Source organism: Acidimicrobiales bacterium (assembly GCA_040219085.1).
Classification (GTDB): Bacteria; Actinomycetota; Acidimicrobiia; order Acidimicrobiales; family JAVJTC01; genus JAVJTC01.
This window is the reverse complement of record JAVJTC010000028.1, coordinates 15,302-31,946: the sequence shown is the minus strand read 5'-3', so window position 1 is coordinate 31,946 and position 16,645 is coordinate 15,302. Positions and strand designations below refer to the sequence as shown.

Genomic DNA, 16,645 nt, shown 5'->3' with positions numbered 1-16,645 from the left:
ACGGAAGAGAGGCAGCCATGAGTGGGATGTACCTGGAGGACTTCGAGCCTGGCCTGGTACTGCGCCATGCGGTGACGAGGACAGTCACCGAGACCGACAACCTGTTGTTCACGACGTTGACGATGAACGTCCAACCACTGCACCTGGATGCGGAGTTCGCCGGCAGGACCGAGTACGGATCGAGGATCGTGAACAGTGTCTTCACTCTGGGCCTTGTCGTTGGCATCCCCGTCGCCGACACGACGCTCGGTACGACGCTCGGAAACCTCGGCTTCGAAGAGGTGAAGCTCCCCGCTCCGGTGAGGATCGGCGACACGCTCCGTGTCGAGACGGAGGTCCTCGAACGCCGGGAGTCGAAGTCCCGACCCGACGCCGGCATCGTGCGGCTCGAGCACCGGGGCCTGAACCAGGACGGAGAACTCGTCTGCGCGGTGCGCCGGGCCGCGCTGATGCTGAAGACGCCAGCCGAGAGAGACCGGAACCAGCGCCACTCTTGAACAACGGGAGGCACGATGTCCAGCAAGTGGTTCGAGTCCGTGGCCGTCGCTCAGCGTCGGGCGAAGCGCTTCCTGCCAAGGTCGGTCTACGGGGCGCTTGTGGCCGGGTCCGAGGCCGGGGTTTCGGCGAACGACAACACCGCGGCGTTCCGCGAGCTGGGTCTGCGCCCGATGACGGCGGGTCAACCCGCCGAGCGAAGGTTGGACACGACGGTGATGGGTCAGCCGATGTCGATGCCCGTGATGATCTCGCCGACTGGCGTGCAGGCCGTCCACCCTGATGGAGAGGTGGCGGTCGCCCGGGCTGCGGCCGCCCGCGGTGTCGTCATGGGGCTCAGCTCGTTCGCTTCCAAGCCCATGGAGGACGTGATCGAGGCGAACCCCCAGACCCTGTTCCAGATCTATTGGGCGGGCGACCGGGATTCGATGGGTGCCCGCATGGAACGCGCCCGGGGCGCCGGAGCCGTCGGACTGATTCTCACTCTCGACTGGTCGTTCTCCCACAGCCGGGACTGGGGCAGTCCCGACATCCCCCAGGCCATGAACCTCAAGACGATGGCGAAGCATGCCCCCGAGGTGGCGATGCGCCCCATGTGGCTGCTCGAGTGGTTGCGCTCGGGCGGACTCCCCGGCCTCGGCGTCCCGAACTTCGTGCCGCCCGGCGAGCGAGTCCCCGGCTTCTTCGAGGCGTACGGGACCTGGATGATGACGCCCCCGGCCACTTGGGACGACGTCGCATGGGTTTGCGAGCAGTGGGGTGGACCGTTCATGGTCAAGGGCATCGCCCGCGCCGACGAGGCCCGTCGCGCCATCGACGCAGGCGCTACCGCCATCTCGGTCTCGAACCACGGCGGAAACAACGTAGACGGCGCCCCCGCGGCGATCCGGGTCCTTCCCGAGGTGGTCAATGCGGTCGGCGATCAGATCGAGGTCGTCATGGACTCCGGCATCCGGCGTGGAAGCGATGTAGTCAAGGCCCTCGCTCTCGGCGCGAAGGCCGTCATGATCGGCCGTGCCTACCTGTGGGGCCTCGCCGTCGCGGGCCAGGCCGGTGTCGAGAACGTCCTCGACGTCCTGCGGATGGGGATGGACTCTACGATGCTCGGGCTGGGCAAGGGTGCCATCGACGACCTGGGCCCCGACGACATCCTTATCCCCGAGGGGTTCCCCCCGCCAAAGATCTCCTGACGCAGCCGCTCTTGGCCGGTCGCTAGCGTGAGCAGATCGCTGACAGGCATCCAAGGCGACGACAACCCTGCACTGCCCATTGGGCGAGAGCGGCGTGGCATGGCTAGCCGCACTGCCTATTGGGCAAGTGGTCCTCATCGCACTCGAATCTGCGACGAGATGCCGAGTGCCGCGCACTTCTGCATGTAGTAGTGCGGCTTGTCAGAGCGCGCTCAACCGGGGCTCCACCTCCGCAGCGAACATCTCTATTGATCGGTTGCTGCTCGAGATGGACAACCCCGGAGGCCGCGCCCAGAACGTCAGCAGATCGAAGGGCTGGTCGCCGTGCTGCCGAGTTATCTCAGCCACCACTTCATCGGGCGTACCGACGATGTTCACCTCGCGCGACATCGGTGTGCGTTCACGCATGGTTTCGGGCGTGTCGTGCGGTCCTGGCTTCTCATCGCGGTACCACGCTTCGTAGACGTTCTCCTGGTACCTGAGGTGTGGTTCGATCTCCTGCCAACCTTGCTCGGTATCGTCGCAGACATAGATCATCCGGTTAGTCCCGAGCGGGCGCAGGTTATTACTTGTGAGCTGACGCTGCGCTTGGACGAAGGCGTCGATAGCTTCCGGTGGTGTCCCCTGATCGGCGAGGAATGCAGCTCCGAATCGAACCGCCCTCTGTGCGGCGGCGACACTGGACCCCCCGATCCAGATCGGCGGGTGCGGGCTCTGTGAGGGGGGTGGAGTGACAATCACGTCGTCGAAGTCGAAATGCCGGCCGTGATGAGAGAACGGCTCGCCTGTCCAGGCTTGGAGGAGCAACTCGATGGTCTCGTCGGTTCGCGACCCGCGCTGTTGACGGGGGATCCCTAGAACCTCAAACTCGTGGGCCCGATAGCCCGGTGCCAAACCCAACTCGACGCGTCCCCCCGACAACTGATCGACGACCGCGATCTCTTCGGCGAGTCGTAAAGGATGGTGGAGTGGCGCCAGCAGAACCTGGGTGCCGATCCGTATCCTCCGGGTGCGTTGGGCGATGGCTGCCATCATCGGCGTGACGGCCGGCAGATAGCCATCCTCGGTGAAGTGGTGTTCTGAGAGCCACACCGACTCGAAGCAGCCGAGGTCGTCGACCCACTCGATCTGGTCGAGTAGCTCGCTGTAGAGAGACGCGTACGCCTGGCGCCATGGCCCTGGGTTGCGGAAGTCGTACCAGAGCGCGACGTTCATGCGGGATCTTTGCGGTGGAGGAGGCTCGAGGCCGTGCCGGTGTCGGGGCGGGTTTCGATGCCTCTCGTGTTGGTCGGCCGGGGGAGTGAGCCGACCAACACGAGGGCGCCGGGATGACAGGGGGGCGTGATCAGCCGAAGAGTTCTTGGAGCTGTTCGGTCGTCAGCCCAGCCGAGAGGTCGGCGTCGGGGGGAAGGTCTTCGTCACAGGGAGGATCCTGCCCGTTGACTGTGTCGATGAACGTGATGAGCTCGAATTGCTCGGGCTCGTTGTCAGGGAGCCCGTTGAGGGCGGCCAATGCCTTACGGAGCGCTACGCGGACAGTTTGGGTGGTCCCGTCGATCGAGAGCAGCTCGAAGTCCGGCATCTCGGGCGAGAGCTCCTGCCACAGGCAGCCGAGCTCGTTGTCTGAAGCCGATGTGGCGAGTGGCGGGTGCGGACGTCCGGCATTGACGAAGGCACGGATACCGCCCTTGGATGCGACGCCGTAGTCCGAGACGATGAAGTCGATGTCGTCGAACTGCGTCAGGACGCCGGCCATCACGCGCTGTTCCTCGGCTGGGTCCCAGTTGGTGTCGATCGGCTCGTCGCTGAGGAAGGTGATGTCGCTACCGATCTCGTCGAGTCGGCTCCGGACGATTTCCATCAAACCCAGCGAGGCCGGGTTCCCGGGGATGCCGCCGACGAAGAGGAGGTTGCCGTCAGGCCCGAAGTTTTCATGGAGCCAGTCGGCCATCGCGTTGCCCTCGGCTTCGAAGTCGTACTCGACGTAGCCGGCGTAGTCCTCGCCCACCGTGCCACCAGGATCAGCGATGTACGGAACCACGACGACGCCGGCATCGGTCGCATCCTGAAGCACGCCCAGTGCCTGGTTGCCGAAGTCGTCATAGGTCACGATCGCGTCGAAACCCTGCGCGACGAACGAATTGATCGCTGTGATGTAGGTCTGAAGATCGAAGTCCGCCTGCGCGTACTCCACAGTGATGTTCGGACACGCCGAGGCCTCGTCCAACAACTCGGCAACCACGATCTGACGCCAGGTGTTGGCACCGAAACCGTCGACATGAGCGATCCGGACCTCTCCATCGCCACACAGCTCGCCGATCGGCAACGGATCGCCGCTGGATGCACCGTCGTCACCGGTTGACCCGTCGTCACCGGTTGACCCGTCGTCACCGGTTGACCCGTCGTCGCTGGATGCACCGTCGTCACCGGTTGACCCGTCGTCGCTGGATGCACCGTCGTCACCGGTTGACCCGTCGTCGCTGGATGCACCGTCGTCACCGGTTGACCCGTCGTCGCTGGATGCACCGTCGTCACCGGCCGCGCCGTCGTCATCGTCGTCACCACACGCGGCAGCGACCAACGCGAGGACGGCGAGAAGTGCGACGAGACGCCACCACAGGCGACGCCTAGTCGAGTTTCGGCTCACAAATCGACTCATGAGTGTTCCCCTCTGTTGTCCGCAGCGCTTCTCGGCACAGCACGGATGGCACGCTGGCCGCATATCTCCGAACGGCGGATGTCGTGATAGTCACGATACAAACTAGCGCACGTTCGCGTCAAGTGGTACGGTTGGCTTCGACGAAGGAGTGGTTCGTCATAATCGTACGAACGCCCGTGTTTCAGGAGAGAGGGGACCGCTGCCATGAGCACGACCGAGGACAGGATCGCCGAGCTTGAACGACGCCTTGGCGAACTGGAGTCCGTCCGAGAAATCCAAGAGCTCAAGTACCAGTACGCTGCCTACTGCGATGACAACTACGACCCAGACGGGATTGCTTCACTCTTCACTGAGGACGGCCGGTGGATCGTCGATGGCGTCGGCGGAAACAACGAAGGACGTGAAGAGATCCGCGAGCACTTCCGCGCTCTGTCGGGCCCAATCCCCTGGGCGTTGCACTACATGATTGCGCCCAGCATCACGATCAATCCTGACGGGGACTCGGCGACGGGCACCTTCTATCTCCTGTGCTTGGCCACTATCGCCCGCACCGACGATCCCTCCGAGTTTGATGCCGTTCTGATCACGATCCAGTACACGGACAAGTTCCTCCGCCAGGACGGAACCTGGCTGTTCGAGGAACTCATGGGCAAGACCCACCACGTGTCGGACTGGACGGAGGGCTGGGTCCGCCAACCCCTGCGCCCCTAGGAGTGGTCATGCATCGAGCCGATGGCGCGGTCTCTTCTCGGGACGCAGCAGCCCCGCTCCTCGTCTTCACTCGGTGTCTATCATTCCGATAGCTCGCCGTTGACCTCGATCGGCTTCATCAGGGGCTCGAGGCGATCGTCACTCAGGCCGAGTTGCCTCACAGCGAGCGCTCTGTAGATGTTCACGATCTCATCGAGTGATCGTGGGCCCGCCGGGTCGTACCACGACGCCAGGTGAGGAGCCATGGCTAGGATTACGTAGGTTTGGAACTGAGGATCGATCACGACGGCCTCTGTCTGCGACGCGATGTCATCGATGAGGCCACGGATCTTCGCTTCGTATTCCCGACGGCTACGGCGAACCTTGCGGGAATCCTGATCCGACAGCGACCGCATCTCCGAGTTCCCGATGAACACCTTTCGCGCGTGCTCGGCGTGGAATCGGATATGGGCTTCGAAGACGCGGTGGAACCTCTCAACGGCGTCGTCATCGACATGCGAGAGAGCAGCGTCGATCTCGCCATGGAGGCTGGTCATGACCGTGCGCAGGATCTCTCCCAGCAACTGCTCCTTACTATCGATGTGGTTGTAGAGAGATCCCACCTTCAGACCCACGCGATCGGCGATCTCGCGGAGAGTCGTCGCTGCGTACCCGTGCTCCAGGAACAGATCGGCTGCCGCCTCGCGGATGGCGTCGGCGGTTGGAAGCTCCGCATAGTCACCGGTTCGCACGTGGTTCGTTCCTTTGTTCGGTGATCGGACGCGGGGCGCTGGTTGACTCCGGGGAAGATACCGGCCAACGATCCATGCGCCCCGCACTGACGCAATGGCCGGCGAGAAAGGCCTCAATGGGCGATGTCGAGGATCCCTCTGATGTTGATGCCGGCCAGGAGATCGTCATATCCCTTGTTCACGTCCTCCAGGGGGTAGCGGTTCGTGATGAGCTCCTCGAGCTTGAGGTTTCCGCTCTGCCAGAGACGGATGACAGTTCGGATGTCCTGGTGTGGGTTTCCGGACCCGAAGAGCGAGCCGACTAGGCGCTTCTCGTACAGTGTGAGCTCGAGGCTCGGGATCTCGAGCCTCGTCTCGGGATTCGCAAGGGCCGTCACGACGACGGTGCCGGCCTTGCGGATCACGCGAAAGGCTTCGGAAACGACGCCAGGTTCGACGATTCCGACGGTCACGATCGCGCTGTCCGCGCCTTGGCCGTGGGTCTCCGGCCAGACGAACTCGTAGGCCTCCTCTGCGGAAGCAAAGGTATGGGTCGCACCGAGCTGGGCCGCTGTCTCTCTCTTGAACTCGACGGGGTCGACGGCGACGATGATCTCTGCGCCGGCGTGGCGCGCACCCTGCACGGCGTTCACCCCGATTCCGCCTACACCGTAGATCACGACCACGTCACCGGGCCGGGTGTCGGCGGCATAGACGGCGGAGCCCCAACCAGTGGGTACACCACAAGCGGTGATCGCGAGAATGTCAAGCGGCAGGCCTTTGTCCACCTTCACACATGCCGACTCGGGAATCACGTTCCACTGGGAGAAGGTCCCGAGCAGGTCTACACCCCCCATTCCCATTCCACGGGCGTGGACGCGCTGGGTCCCGTCGAGCATCGTGCCAGCCATCAGGAACTGGCCGTTGTCACAGAGGTTGCTCTTGCCCATCATGCAAAAGCGGCACACCCCGCCACACGTCGGCATCCAGGACGTGACAATGTGATCTCCAGGCTCGACCGCAGTTACCCCCGGTCCGACGGCTTCGATCACGCCACTTCCCTCATGCCCACCGACCATCGGCGGATCGATGGTCAGGTCGCCGTGACGGAGGTGCTCGTCGGAATGACACAACCCCGCGTACTCGTAGCGGACGAGTACCTCATTCGCCTTCGGATCGTCCACCTCGACTTCGGTGATCTCGAAGTTTCCAGAGGGGGCCCACATCACCGCTGCAAGTGATTTCACGATTCGTTCCTTTCTGTTGTCGATCTGTCACTGATGCCCACGTGACCTGTCAATAGGACTTCGGGAGGCCCAACGTGTGTTGGGCTATGTGGTTCAGGATCATTTCGCGACTGACGGGAGCAATTTCGTAGAGACGCACTAGCCCCCAGAGATCTGCGAGGCCGTACTCGATCGCCAGTCCGTTGCCGCCGTGGGTCTGTACAGCCGAGTCGAACGCCGACCGAGCCGACTTCGCGCACACGTACTTGGCCATGTTCGCGAGCTCCCCCACGTCACGACCGGTGTCATGGGCCCGTGCCGCCTCGTACAGCGCGATCTTTGCGACGTCACACTCGATCTTCGCCTCGGCAAGGGGGTGAGCCACCGCCTGATGTGCTCCGATGGGGACGTCCCAGACATGGCGGTCCCGGGCATAGTCGACCGCCTTGGTGAGGCAGAAGCGGCTCAGACCGATACAGACGGCGCCAGACATGACCCGTTCCGGATTGAGTCCTCCGAACAACTGGCGGAGCCCGTCCCCCTCGTCGCCGAGGAGGTGGTCATCGGCCACCTCGACCTCGTCGAGAAAGACCGAGAATTGCCGCTCGGCCGCCCGGACTGCGGTCGGAATCGGCTGGAGCTCGATCCCTGGAGAGCCGGAGGGGACGATGAACATAGAGAGGCGCGCGCGTCCTGACCTCTCGTGTGTGCCCGTACGGGCCACGACCATGAGGTTCGCGGCCTCGTCGACGCCTGAGATGTACGTCTTCGACCCCGACAGAACCCACGTGCTCCCGCGTCGCTCGGCACGCAGCTTGACGTTGTGGGTGTTCGAGCCTGCATCCGCTTCGGTCACAGCGAAGGCCATTTTCGCTCCCTCGGCCAACGAAGGGAGCCATCGCTGCTTCTGGGCCTCCGTTCCCAGGGTCGTGATCAGCGGGACGCACAGACCGGGCGACACGACCAGCATCATCAGCGGACAGCCGGCGGCTGCTGTCTCCTCGGCCACGATCGCGAGCTCGGTGAGCCCCATACCCCCGCCGCCGAACTCGACGGGAACGTTGACCCCCACGAACCCGGACTGGGCGAGGTCATCCCAGAGCTCCTGTGCGGACTCACCCGCCGCCGTCTTCCGCGCGAAGTACGCGGGTCCATACGACGCAGTGAGCCCACTGACCGTCGAACGCAGGAGGTCGATGTCTGTCACAGCGAGGCTCTGAGCGGCATCGCTCAGGCCAGCTCCTGACCAGCGGCGGCTCCTTCGAGAAAGCGATTGGGCTTCAAGAAGAAGGCGATGAGCAGGACTCCGTCGTCGGTCCAGGGAGAATGCCGGTTCCCCTTGGGGCGCCACACGAAGTTGCCGGCAGTGACGGTGCCTTCCTCGTCGGTGAGCGAGCCGGACAAGACGAAGGACTGCTCGATCTCGATGTGCTCGTGAAGATCGAGCTTCGTGTCTGGTTCCCAACGGAACAGCGCTGTCAGGAGGCCGGTGTCGGGGTCGCGGAGCAGGACCTTCATATCGACGCCCTTGACGGGCGTCGGTTGCCAGGCGAGGTCGTCGACATCGACATACCGGCCCGCGAGCTCTCCGATGGAGGCCTCGTAGTCCTCGAGGCCAGGGGTGTGCGCAGTCATGATGGCGAAATCCTTTCGTCCGCTGTTCTGACAGATCTGTTGCCGCGGGCGACATCGACCGCTCTTTCGAACCCACGGCGCAACTGTTCCTTCCGTTCTCGTGATCCGATCGTCTGTGCGCCAATCGCAACGGCGAGAACCCCGGCCTCGATAAGGAGCTGTGACGAGGTGGGGAGCCCCACCGACAACACGAGCTGCGATAGCTGGCTGAGGAACACGGCACCCACCGCGGTGCCGATCACGCGTCCCTTTCCGCCCGCGAACGACGTGCCGCCGATGACCACAGCGGCAATCGACGGCAGGAGATAGCGGTTTCCCGAGGTCACGGTCGGCGATGCGATGAATCCGGCGAGCACGATGCCGGCACCTGCGAAGCACAGGGATGCCGCCATGTAGCTGGTGATCTTGATCCAGGTCGCCGGTATGCCCGACGCAATCGACGCGCGCTCGCTGGCACCTACGGCTTGTAGCTGCCGACCCCAGACCGTCTGCACGCCGAGGATGCCGGCTACGAGGACGATGAGAAGCGCGAGAAGGGCCGAGTTGGACACACCGAACGTCTTCCTGAGGGCGAAGTCGGCCAGACCATCCGGTGCGCGTTCCGGCGTCCCTCCCGTGTAGCTCAGGGCAACACCTGCGAGAATGGTGTTCATTGCGAACGTTGCGACCAGTGGGCTTACCCGCAGGATCGCCACGGCGACACCATTCGCGAACCCGATCACGATGGCGACGACGATCACGATCAGCATTGCCGCGACGAGGTTGCCGCCATGGTCTGACGAGTACTTGCTTACGATGAGGGCGGCCATTGTCATCTGCCCCGCGACCGATAGGTCGATGCCTCGCGTCATGACGACGAGCGTCTGCCCGACTGCGGCGATGGCGAGAATCCCGGCGAACGGCAGCATCGAATCGATGGCAGTGCCCTGGACGCTCTTCGGCTCAATGATCCAGCTCAGGATGAACAGCCCGATCGTCGACAAGACGATCGGCGTAGCGACCAGCCGTACGCGCTGCAGGCGTTGTGTCGCCAACACCGTCAACGACTCCTTAGGAGCGAGTAGGAGGCGGCGGCGGCGATGGTGAGACCTCCGAGGAGGTACAGCTGCCACTCGCGACCCCAGCCGAGGAACTGCACGACGGTGTTGATCTGGGTGATGAGCAGCGCCCCCATCAGCGCTCCGAGGAGGGACCCCCGTCCGCCGTGGATGCTGGCCCCGCCGAGCACCACGGCCCCAACGCTTGACAGCGTGAAACCATTCCCGACTGAGGCATTCCCGCCTCGTACCTGTGCCATCAACATGAACGAAGCGAGTGTCGCGAATAGGGCTGCGCCAAGGAACGTGAGGAACAACATGGCGGACGGCGAGATTCCAACCTTTGCGGCCACGATTCGATCCGATCCTGCGCCGCGAACGTGCATTCCCCACATCGTGCGGTAGAGGGCGAGTTCCAAACCGATCGCGAGCACCACCGCTGCGATCAGCGCCGCCGGGATGAACCAGACCTCGGACTTCATCGCGTCGGTGAGTCCGTCAGTGATGCTCCCACCCGGTGTCGGCCGCAGGAGCAGGGAAACGCCCTGGAGGGCCCCGAAGGTGACCAAGGTGGCGATAAGCGGGTTGATCCGCACGAGGTCCGTCAGCAACCAGTTAACCGACGCGACCAGTACGGCGACACCGAGCAAGACAAGGATCGCGCCGACCCATCCGGCCGTCGACACGCCCGAATCAAGCATGAACGACGCGATGACAACCTGCAGGCCGGCGAGCGGCCCGATCGAGAGATCGATAGCCCCGGTCATCATGACAAGCTGTTGGCCCATCGCAAACAGCGCCAGGGTCGCCGCGAGGGGTAGCGTAAGAGAGAAGTTCTGCTGCGTGAGGTAGAACTCGCTGTCGTTCGTGGCGATGATCCCGAGTACGATGAGAGCGGGTATGAGCGCGAACGACGGAGCGAAGTCGCTTCGCAACAGTCGCATGAACCAGTGCTGACGGAATGCCCCCGCCAGTTCCCGGTCCTTGCGGACTGTTGTTGCCGTGAGCGCAGCCTCGGTGATCGAGCGCTCCACGACGTCGTCGCCGGTCAGCTGGCCGGCGATCTGGCCACGGGACACTACGAGCACGCGGTCGCAAAGCCCTTCGAGTTCGGCCGAGTCGGCGGAGACCACGATTACGGCCATACCCTCGGCAGCCGCCGTCCGCAACATCTCGTAGAGGTCCGCTCTGGCACCAACGTCTACGCCCTGGGTGGGTTCGTCGGCGAGGAAAACTGCACTGCCGTTCAGCAGCGCGCGACTGAACATCACCTTCTGTTGGTTTCCGCCTGACAGATCGTCGATCGCTGTCTCGAGCGACGGTGTCTTGACCTTGACCTCTTCGAGCTGCGCCCGGACCGCCGGTCGCTCGCGTCGCGGGACCATGAATCCGGCGGTGGCCCACTGCGAGAGACCGCCTGCAGCAGCATTCTCCCGAACCCCGAGATTGGGGAGTACGCCTTCCCGGTGGCGGTCGTGCGCGAGGTAAACAATTCCGTGACGAACGGCGGCAGTCGACGTTCGGAGTCGAACGCCCTTTCCATCCACATGGACTGTTCCCACGGACCGCTGCAGGCCGGCGAGAGCACGCAGGAGCTCACGCTGGCCTTGGCCCTCGATTCCGGCTAGACCCACGATCTCACCCGCCCGGACCTCGAGGTCGATGTCGGAGAATCCCTGGCCCGACAAGCCCTCTGTGCGGAGCCGGACCGGGCCCAGGTCGTCGGTCGATGCCTTCGAGGGGAACCTCGCCTCGAGCCGGCGGCCGACGATGAGGTCAACGATGTCGGACTCCGACAGCTCCGACGCCTCCCCGGTGGTGACGAGCTCGCCATCGCGAAGGACGGATACACGATCCGCGACCGCCTTGACCTCCCGGATCCGGTGGGAGATGTAGACGACCGAGCCACCCCGATTGCATACCTCGCCGATCAGAAGGAATAGCTCCTCGACACCCGCCGCAGGCAGGTGCTCAGTTGGCTCGTCGAGGATGAGTACGGTCGGCACCTCCGCGACAGCGCGTGCGATCTCCACGATGAATCGTTCGAGGGGAGCGAGGTCCCGCACGTAGGCACGCGGGTCGATCTGTGCAATGCCGCTCCAGCTCTCAAGAACCTGGCTGGCGTAGGCAAGTTGGTCGGACACCGGTGGGCGGTGATCGTCGGGCATCCCGAGACGGACGTTCTCTGCGACGGTCAGGTCCGGAAGCAAGGCTGGCTCTTGGTACACGATCGCGAGGCCGTGCTCCCGAGCCCAGTCGGGATCACCCAACGGGGCCCGTGCCCCGTTGATCCAGATCTCCCCCTCCTCGGGGGCAACCGCTCCAGAGGCAATCCCGACGAGCGTCGACTTGCCTGCACCGTTCTCGCCAACGAGCCCGTGGACCTCACCGCGTCGGACAGTCAAGCTTACATCGCTGAGCGCCTGGACTCCCGGGTAGCGCTTGGAGACAGAAACAGCCTCGAGGACATCCTCTCCCGAGGACCGCCTAGCGTTCTCCGCATGGCGGTCCTCGAGATTCGCAGCATCTGCCAGCCGTTCGAACAGTTCAGAGCACATCAGTTTGTTGCCTGCGCGCCCCGCTGGCTATCGGACGCGGTTTGAAGGCAGTCCTCGGCGCCGTATGGGAGGCGACCGGCGACAGGTTCGGACGACGAAGAGTCGTTGTCCGAACCCCCGCGGACCTGCATCACAGCAACTTGGCGAGCTCGTCAAGGCCCCGGAGAGTCGAAGCCTCGTCGGCCGGATCGAGCCACAGAGCGACCCTTTCGACGCCCTGCTCCTCGTATTTTGCAAGCACGGCTGGATCTGGCGGACCTGAGGCGACCGCCACACCGACCGTGTCGGGGTCTCGTCCATGCTCCTCCGCCATCCTTCGGAGCCTGGGAATAGCCTTCTCGAGCGTGACGTCGGCCGCCGAGGGAACGACGTACCATGTGTCACCCCACTCGATCGTGTGGCGCATCGTCGTCGGTCCCGCTCCTCCCACGTAGATGGGAGGGTGCGGTGACTGGATCGGCTTCGGCCACGCCCAAGAGTCAGAGAACTGCACGAAGTCCCCGTCGGCCGATGCGACCTCTTGTTGCCACAGCGCCTTCATCGCGAGGACCTTTTGCTTCACCGTCGTGAATCGGTGACCCCAGTCGACGCCGTGGTGCTCCGCTTCGTCCTGGTTCCAGCCGAAACCGACCCCGGCGATCACGCGACCGTTCGAGATGTGGTCGAGCGACGCGATCGCCTTGGCGGTGTACAAGGCGTCGCGCTGACCGACGAGTGCGACGCCCGCACCGAGCCTGATCCGCTCCGTAACGGCAGCCATTGCCGCCAGGGTTACGAAGAGCTCGAGTGTCCGCTTGTAGAACTCCGGGAGCTCACCGCCTCCGTAGACCTCGGGATAGGGAGTGACCCGCGAAGTGGGAATATGAGAATGGTCGGTCATAAAGAGGCTCTCGAAGCCCCTCTGTTCGACCTCGGTCGCGAGACGAGTGGGAGAGATCGTCTGGTCGGTGCAGAAATAGACGACTCCGAGATCCATCAGTCGCTCTCCTTGTCGACCACCACATAGTCGTCTAACACGACGACGGAGTGCTTACCGAGGAAGTTCGGCACGTCATCGAGCGCACGCTGACCCGCCTCGCTCGCCCAGCCCGCCTCCATGGCCTCGATGCTCTCGTAGTCAAGCACGGCGAACCCGTCGACACCGAACTCGTTATCGGGTTCGTCGGCTTCGGGCACGACGTAACGCTGCACGTAGCGCGTGACGCCCGGCACCTGTGCCGCCAACGGTGCGTGGGTCTCCTTCCAGTAGCGGCAGAACTCCTCAAAGGACATGCCGGGCTTGCGGCCGAGGATTGCAATGGTTCGAATAGTCACCGAAATCGAGCTCCTTCGACGGATCTTTGGTCCATGAGACCGGGCCTCTGGTCCGCTCTCTTCCCTTCTCTTCATTCTTATCGGGTGGGCGTCCGGACCAACCCGGACCCCCACCCGTATATCAGCGACGGTGGGTCGCTGTGCGACCACCGTCGGTGCTCGCAGAATTAGCTCTCGAACACAGCGGCGAGCTGCTCGGGGCTCAGACCTGACGAGAGGTCCGCGTCGGGCGGAAGGTCGGGCTCACACGGCGGGTCGATGCCGTTGACCGTGTCCATGAACGGCTCGAGCACGAAGACCTCCACGTCGGTGTCCGGGAGGCCGTTCAGGGCGGCCAGCGCCTTGCGGACGGCGAGGCGCACGACCCGGGTCGTCCCGTCGACGGCGAACAGCTCGAAGTCAGGATTGTCCTCGCTGAGCTCGTACCACACGCACCCGAGCTCGTTGGACGTCGCGTAGGTCGCGAGCGGCGGAATCGAGCGCCCGGCATTCTCCATGGCGCGGATACCACCGACAGACACGACGCCGTAGTCACTCACCCAACCTTCGAAGTCTGTATACTGGGTGATGGCACCGGCGAGTGCCTGCTGAGCGTCGGCCATGTTCCAGTTGGTGTCGATCGGCTCCTCGTTGAGGAACTCGAGACCGACACCGAGCGACTCGACGGCGGCCTCGAAGTTTCCCTTCGCCGCGAGGCTCGACGGGTTGCCGGGGATGCCCCCGACGAAGATGAGCTCCGCGTCGTCACCGGCGACGTCGGCCATCCAGGCCGCCCAATCCTCGGCAATAGCCGCGTAGTCCATCGTGATGAAGTCCGAGTAGTCCTCACCGACCACGCCATTGGGGTCGGATGTGTAGGGCACCACGACCACACCGGCCTCGAAGGCGTCCCGCAGTGACCCCAGAGCCTGGTTGCCGAAGTCGTCGTAGGTCACGATCACGTCGTAGCCCTGGGCGACGAAGGAGTTGATCGCCGCCGAGTAGGCCTGCAGGTCGCCACCGGCCTCGGCGTAGCTGACCTCGATGTTGTCGCAGTCGGAGATCTCGTCCAGGAGTTCGGCATGGGTGATCTGACGCCACGCGTTGCCGCCGAAACCATCGATGTGGGCGAGTCGGATCGGCTCGGTCCCGCAGAGCTCCGAGGTAGGCAGCGGGCCACCATCGGTCGAGCCGTCATCACTCGACGCGGAGCCGTCATCAGCCGACGAGGTGTCATCGTCGTCGTCACCACAAGCCCCGGCGATGAGCGCAGTGACCAATAGGACGGCCAACAGTGCTTGCAGCCGGCGGAACAACACGCCTTTTCGGATCTCACTCACAAAGGTCCCCTTCCCCAGGTACGGCTAGCCATCGGAGTGTACGAACAAACGACCGTTCGTGTCAATTGGCAGCTCTTGAGTGTCGAGTGGCCTGACCCAGCGAGCGCTCGTCAGGGCGCATGCTTCTTTTCGGCGAAAGACGCATGGTGCCCTGGATTCGTCCCCAGTTGCGGTTGGCGGCCAGACTTAGAATCATGGCCTAGATGAAAGCCAACGTCATGAGGCGCCGGGCTAACGATGCCAGAATCGCGAAACTCGGTACTGTCGACTCCAAGAACCGGCCCCACATCGTTCCGTGCTGCTTCGTGATCGTCGGCGAGACGCTGTTCTCGCCGGTCGACCATGTGAAACCCAAGTCGAACCGCACGCTCAAGCGCCTTAGGAACATCGAGCAACAGCCGACAGTCACGGTGTTGGTCGACCATTACGATGAGGATTGGCGGGAGTTGTGGTGGATCCGACTCGACGGCACCGCCGCTGTCGCGCAGACTTCACGACACCGAGGACCTGTGATCGAATTGCTCGTCACCAAGTATCCACAATACGACTCGGCCTCGTTTCGAAACCAACTGATTGTGGTGCAGATCTCCCGCTGGACCGGATGGCCGTAATCCACCCCTCTCGCAAGATTCGGAAGCTGCACGGTGGGCGATCATTGATGTCGCTTCCAGGTCAGTGCCGATGGCGTCGTATCGGTCCCCGACCTTCGGAATGCGGGTATCGAGTCCATCGTGAGGTCGAAGGGCCCGATCAGCGGCCTCGGCCCCGACGGCCTCGCTGTCCGCCGCGGCTTCGTGTCGACGTACGCTATCGACCACAGCTGACTCGGCGGCCGGGACGTGCCCACTCGGACCGCACGGGAGTGTCAGCTCGGGACGCACTCACCTCAGGTGGGCGTCGAACCACTCGATGCACGTGTCCGCGGCGACCTTGGTCTTCGCCGGATCCCGGTAGATCTCGTGGTGACTCGTCCCGTCGAGGGTCACCAGCCGCTTGTCAGGCGTGGGAATCGCGTTGAACGCCGTGGTTTCGAGGTCCGAGAAAGTGAAGTCGTCGTTGTCCGCCAGGACCAGGAGTGTCGGCGTGTCGACGAGGCGGGAGACGTAGGGTCTGACGTCGTACTCCATCAGTCGCTCTGCCGATTCGATGGTGTTTCGGTTCTCGTAGGCCGGAGCCTCGGTCTCCTTGAGATGCTGGAACAAGGGCGGACTCGCCGGGAAGGGCCAGGTGCACAGCTCGGTCTCAGGCGCCTCGGACGAATGCTTCATGTAGCCGTACTCGCCGGTCAGGAACCGGGTGCGACGATCCTCCAGGACCGCAGCCCTGAGCCTCCGAAATCCCATCGTCCCGTGAGCGCGGCGCATGGTCTCGTAGCCGTCGATGACGGGCACGATGGAGATCAGGCATTTGACCCGGGGGTCGAGGCCGCCGACGACGAGAACGTGACCACCGCTGTAGGAGATCCCCCAGACGGCGATGCGGTCGGGGTCGGCGTCGTCACGGGTCTCCACGTACGAGATCGCGTTGCGGTAGTCCTCGATCTGTGCCCACGGGTCGAGGTGCTGACGGGGAGTCCCCCCACTGGCACCCAGACGGCGATAGTCGAAGATCAACGCCGCAACACCGGCCCTGGCGAACGCCTGCGCGTACCGCGGCTGGACGAGCTCCTTCACGTAGCACCACCCGCCCGCCATGACGACCGTCGGATGAGGGCCGGGGCCCTCGGGCCGGAACCAGAGTCCCTCCACGGTGTCACCGTGGCTCTGGAATGACGCAGACTCATGCATTGGG

Annotated in this window: 16 protein-coding genes; 4 read left to right on the top strand and 12 right to left on the bottom strand. The window is 63.9% G+C overall.

The genetic code is table 11. The features are described 5' to 3' along the window. Window positions 1-17 precede the first annotated feature (17 nt). Window positions 18-497 carry a MaoC family dehydratase gene (locus RIE08_11805; GenBank protein MEQ8718283.1) on the top strand — a complete coding sequence of 160 codons (480 nt, stop codon included), beginning with the start codon at window positions 18-20 and terminating at the stop codon, window positions 495-497. Between the two features lie 15 nt (window positions 498-512). After that, complete coding sequence (gene mftD, locus RIE08_11800; GenBank protein ID MEQ8718282.1) at window positions 513-1,685, top strand: mycofactocin biosynthesis FMN-dependent deaminase MftD; 1,173 nt, start codon at window positions 513-515, stop codon at window positions 1,683-1,685. Window positions 1,686-1,886: 201 nt separating this feature from the next. On the opposite strand, the gene RIE08_11795 is transcribed toward mftD, so the two are convergent. After that, window positions 1,887-2,900, bottom strand: a complete 1,014-nt coding sequence (locus tag RIE08_11795; protein ID MEQ8718281.1) for an LLM class flavin-dependent oxidoreductase — start codon at window positions 2,898-2,900, stop codon at window positions 1,887-1,889. A 130-nt stretch (window positions 2,901-3,030) separates the two neighbouring features. Then, entirely contained in the window at window positions 3,031-4,332 is a 1,302-nt protein-coding gene (locus tag RIE08_11790; protein ID MEQ8718280.1) for a substrate-binding domain-containing protein, read from the bottom strand. 216 nt (window positions 4,333-4,548) lie between these two features. Here RIE08_11790 and RIE08_11785 point away from each other — a divergent pair, with 216 nt between their 5' ends. Next, window positions 4,549-5,055, top strand: a complete 507-nt coding sequence (locus RIE08_11785; protein ID MEQ8718279.1) for a nuclear transport factor 2 family protein — start codon at window positions 4,549-4,551, stop codon at window positions 5,053-5,055. Between the two features lie 80 nt (window positions 5,056-5,135). On the opposite strand, the gene RIE08_11780 is transcribed toward RIE08_11785, so the two are convergent. The 9 genes from RIE08_11780 to RIE08_11740 all read right to left on the bottom strand — a co-directional run bounded on the left by RIE08_11780 (window position 5,136) and on the right by RIE08_11740 (window position 14,854). Next, complete coding sequence (locus tag RIE08_11780; protein MEQ8718278.1) at window positions 5,136-5,786, bottom strand: TetR/AcrR family transcriptional regulator; 651 nt, start codon at window positions 5,784-5,786, stop codon at window positions 5,136-5,138. A 113-nt stretch (window positions 5,787-5,899) separates the two neighbouring features. After that, window positions 5,900-6,994: an NDMA-dependent alcohol dehydrogenase gene (locus tag RIE08_11775; protein ID MEQ8718277.1), complete on the bottom strand. Its 1,095-nt coding sequence runs from the start codon at window positions 6,992-6,994 to the stop codon at window positions 5,900-5,902. Window positions 6,995-7,061: 67 nt separating this feature from the next. Continuing rightward, a complete protein-coding gene (locus RIE08_11770) occupies window positions 7,062-8,198 on the bottom strand; it encodes an acyl-CoA dehydrogenase family protein (GenBank protein MEQ8718276.1) in 1,137 nt (378 codons plus the stop codon). Between the two features lie 23 nt (window positions 8,199-8,221). Further along, window positions 8,222-8,626, bottom strand: coding sequence for a cupin domain-containing protein (locus RIE08_11765; GenBank protein MEQ8718275.1), 405 nt, complete (start codon window positions 8,624-8,626; stop codon window positions 8,222-8,224). Next, on the bottom strand, window positions 8,623-9,663 hold the full coding sequence (locus RIE08_11760; protein ID MEQ8718274.1) for an ABC transporter permease: 1,041 nt from the start codon (window positions 9,661-9,663) through the stop codon (window positions 8,623-8,625). The genes RIE08_11765 and RIE08_11760 overlap by 4 nt, the downstream gene beginning before the upstream one ends. Window positions 9,664-9,665: 2 nt before the next feature. Further along, window positions 9,666-12,221, bottom strand: a complete 2,556-nt coding sequence (locus RIE08_11755; protein ID MEQ8718273.1) for an ATP-binding cassette domain-containing protein — start codon at window positions 12,219-12,221, stop codon at window positions 9,666-9,668. Window positions 12,222-12,351: 130 nt separating this feature from the next. Continuing rightward, window positions 12,352-13,197: an LLM class F420-dependent oxidoreductase gene (locus RIE08_11750; protein ID MEQ8718272.1), complete on the bottom strand. Its 846-nt coding sequence runs from the start codon at window positions 13,195-13,197 to the stop codon at window positions 12,352-12,354. Then, window positions 13,197-13,535, bottom strand: a complete 339-nt coding sequence (locus RIE08_11745; GenBank protein MEQ8718271.1) for an EthD domain-containing protein — start codon at window positions 13,533-13,535, stop codon at window positions 13,197-13,199. Before RIE08_11745 ends, RIE08_11750 begins: the two co-directional genes overlap by 1 nt. Window positions 13,536-13,702: 167 nt before the next feature. Further along, complete coding sequence (locus tag RIE08_11740; protein ID MEQ8718270.1) at window positions 13,703-14,854, bottom strand: substrate-binding domain-containing protein; 1,152 nt, start codon at window positions 14,852-14,854, stop codon at window positions 13,703-13,705. 203 nt (window positions 14,855-15,057) lie between these two features. On the opposite strand from RIE08_11740, the gene RIE08_11735 reads away from it, so the two are divergent. Then, complete coding sequence (locus RIE08_11735; protein MEQ8718269.1) at window positions 15,058-15,465, top strand: TIGR03668 family PPOX class F420-dependent oxidoreductase; 408 nt, start codon at window positions 15,058-15,060, stop codon at window positions 15,463-15,465. A 270-nt stretch (window positions 15,466-15,735) separates the two neighbouring features. On the opposite strand, the gene RIE08_11730 is transcribed toward RIE08_11735, so the two are convergent. Next, a complete protein-coding gene (locus RIE08_11730; protein ID MEQ8718268.1) occupies window positions 15,736-16,641 on the bottom strand; it encodes an alpha/beta fold hydrolase in 906 nt (301 codons plus the stop codon). Window positions 16,642-16,645: the final 4 nt, after the last annotated feature.

Excerpts from the sequence above, each read along its gene's own strand:
- RIE08_11805 (MEQ8718283.1), top strand. The coding sequence starts at position 18 with ATGAGTGGGATGTACCTGGAGGACTTCGAGCCTGGCCTGGTACTGCGC.
- mftD (MEQ8718282.1), top strand. The coding sequence starts at position 513 with ATGTCCAGCAAGTGGTTCGAGTCCGTGGCCGTCGCTCAGCGTCGGGCG.
- RIE08_11795 (MEQ8718281.1), bottom strand. The coding sequence starts at position 2,900 with ATGAACGTCGCGCTCTGGTACGACTTCCGCAACCCAGGGCCATGGCGC.
- RIE08_11785 (MEQ8718279.1), top strand. The coding sequence starts at position 4,549 with ATGAGCACGACCGAGGACAGGATCGCCGAGCTTGAACGACGCCTTGGC.
- RIE08_11765 (MEQ8718275.1), bottom strand. The coding sequence starts at position 8,626 with ATGACTGCGCACACCCCTGGCCTCGAGGACTACGAGGCCTCCATCGGA.
- RIE08_11755 (MEQ8718273.1), bottom strand. The coding sequence starts at position 12,221 with ATGTGCTCTGAACTGTTCGAACGGCTGGCAGATGCTGCGAATCTCGAG.
- RIE08_11750 (MEQ8718272.1), bottom strand. The coding sequence starts at position 13,197 with ATGGATCTCGGAGTCGTCTATTTCTGCACCGACCAGACGATCTCTCCC.
- RIE08_11735 (MEQ8718269.1), top strand. The coding sequence starts at position 15,058 with ATGAAAGCCAACGTCATGAGGCGCCGGGCTAACGATGCCAGAATCGCG.
- RIE08_11730 (MEQ8718268.1), bottom strand. The coding sequence starts at position 16,641 with ATGCATGAGTCTGCGTCATTCCAGAGCCACGGTGACACCGTGGAGGGA.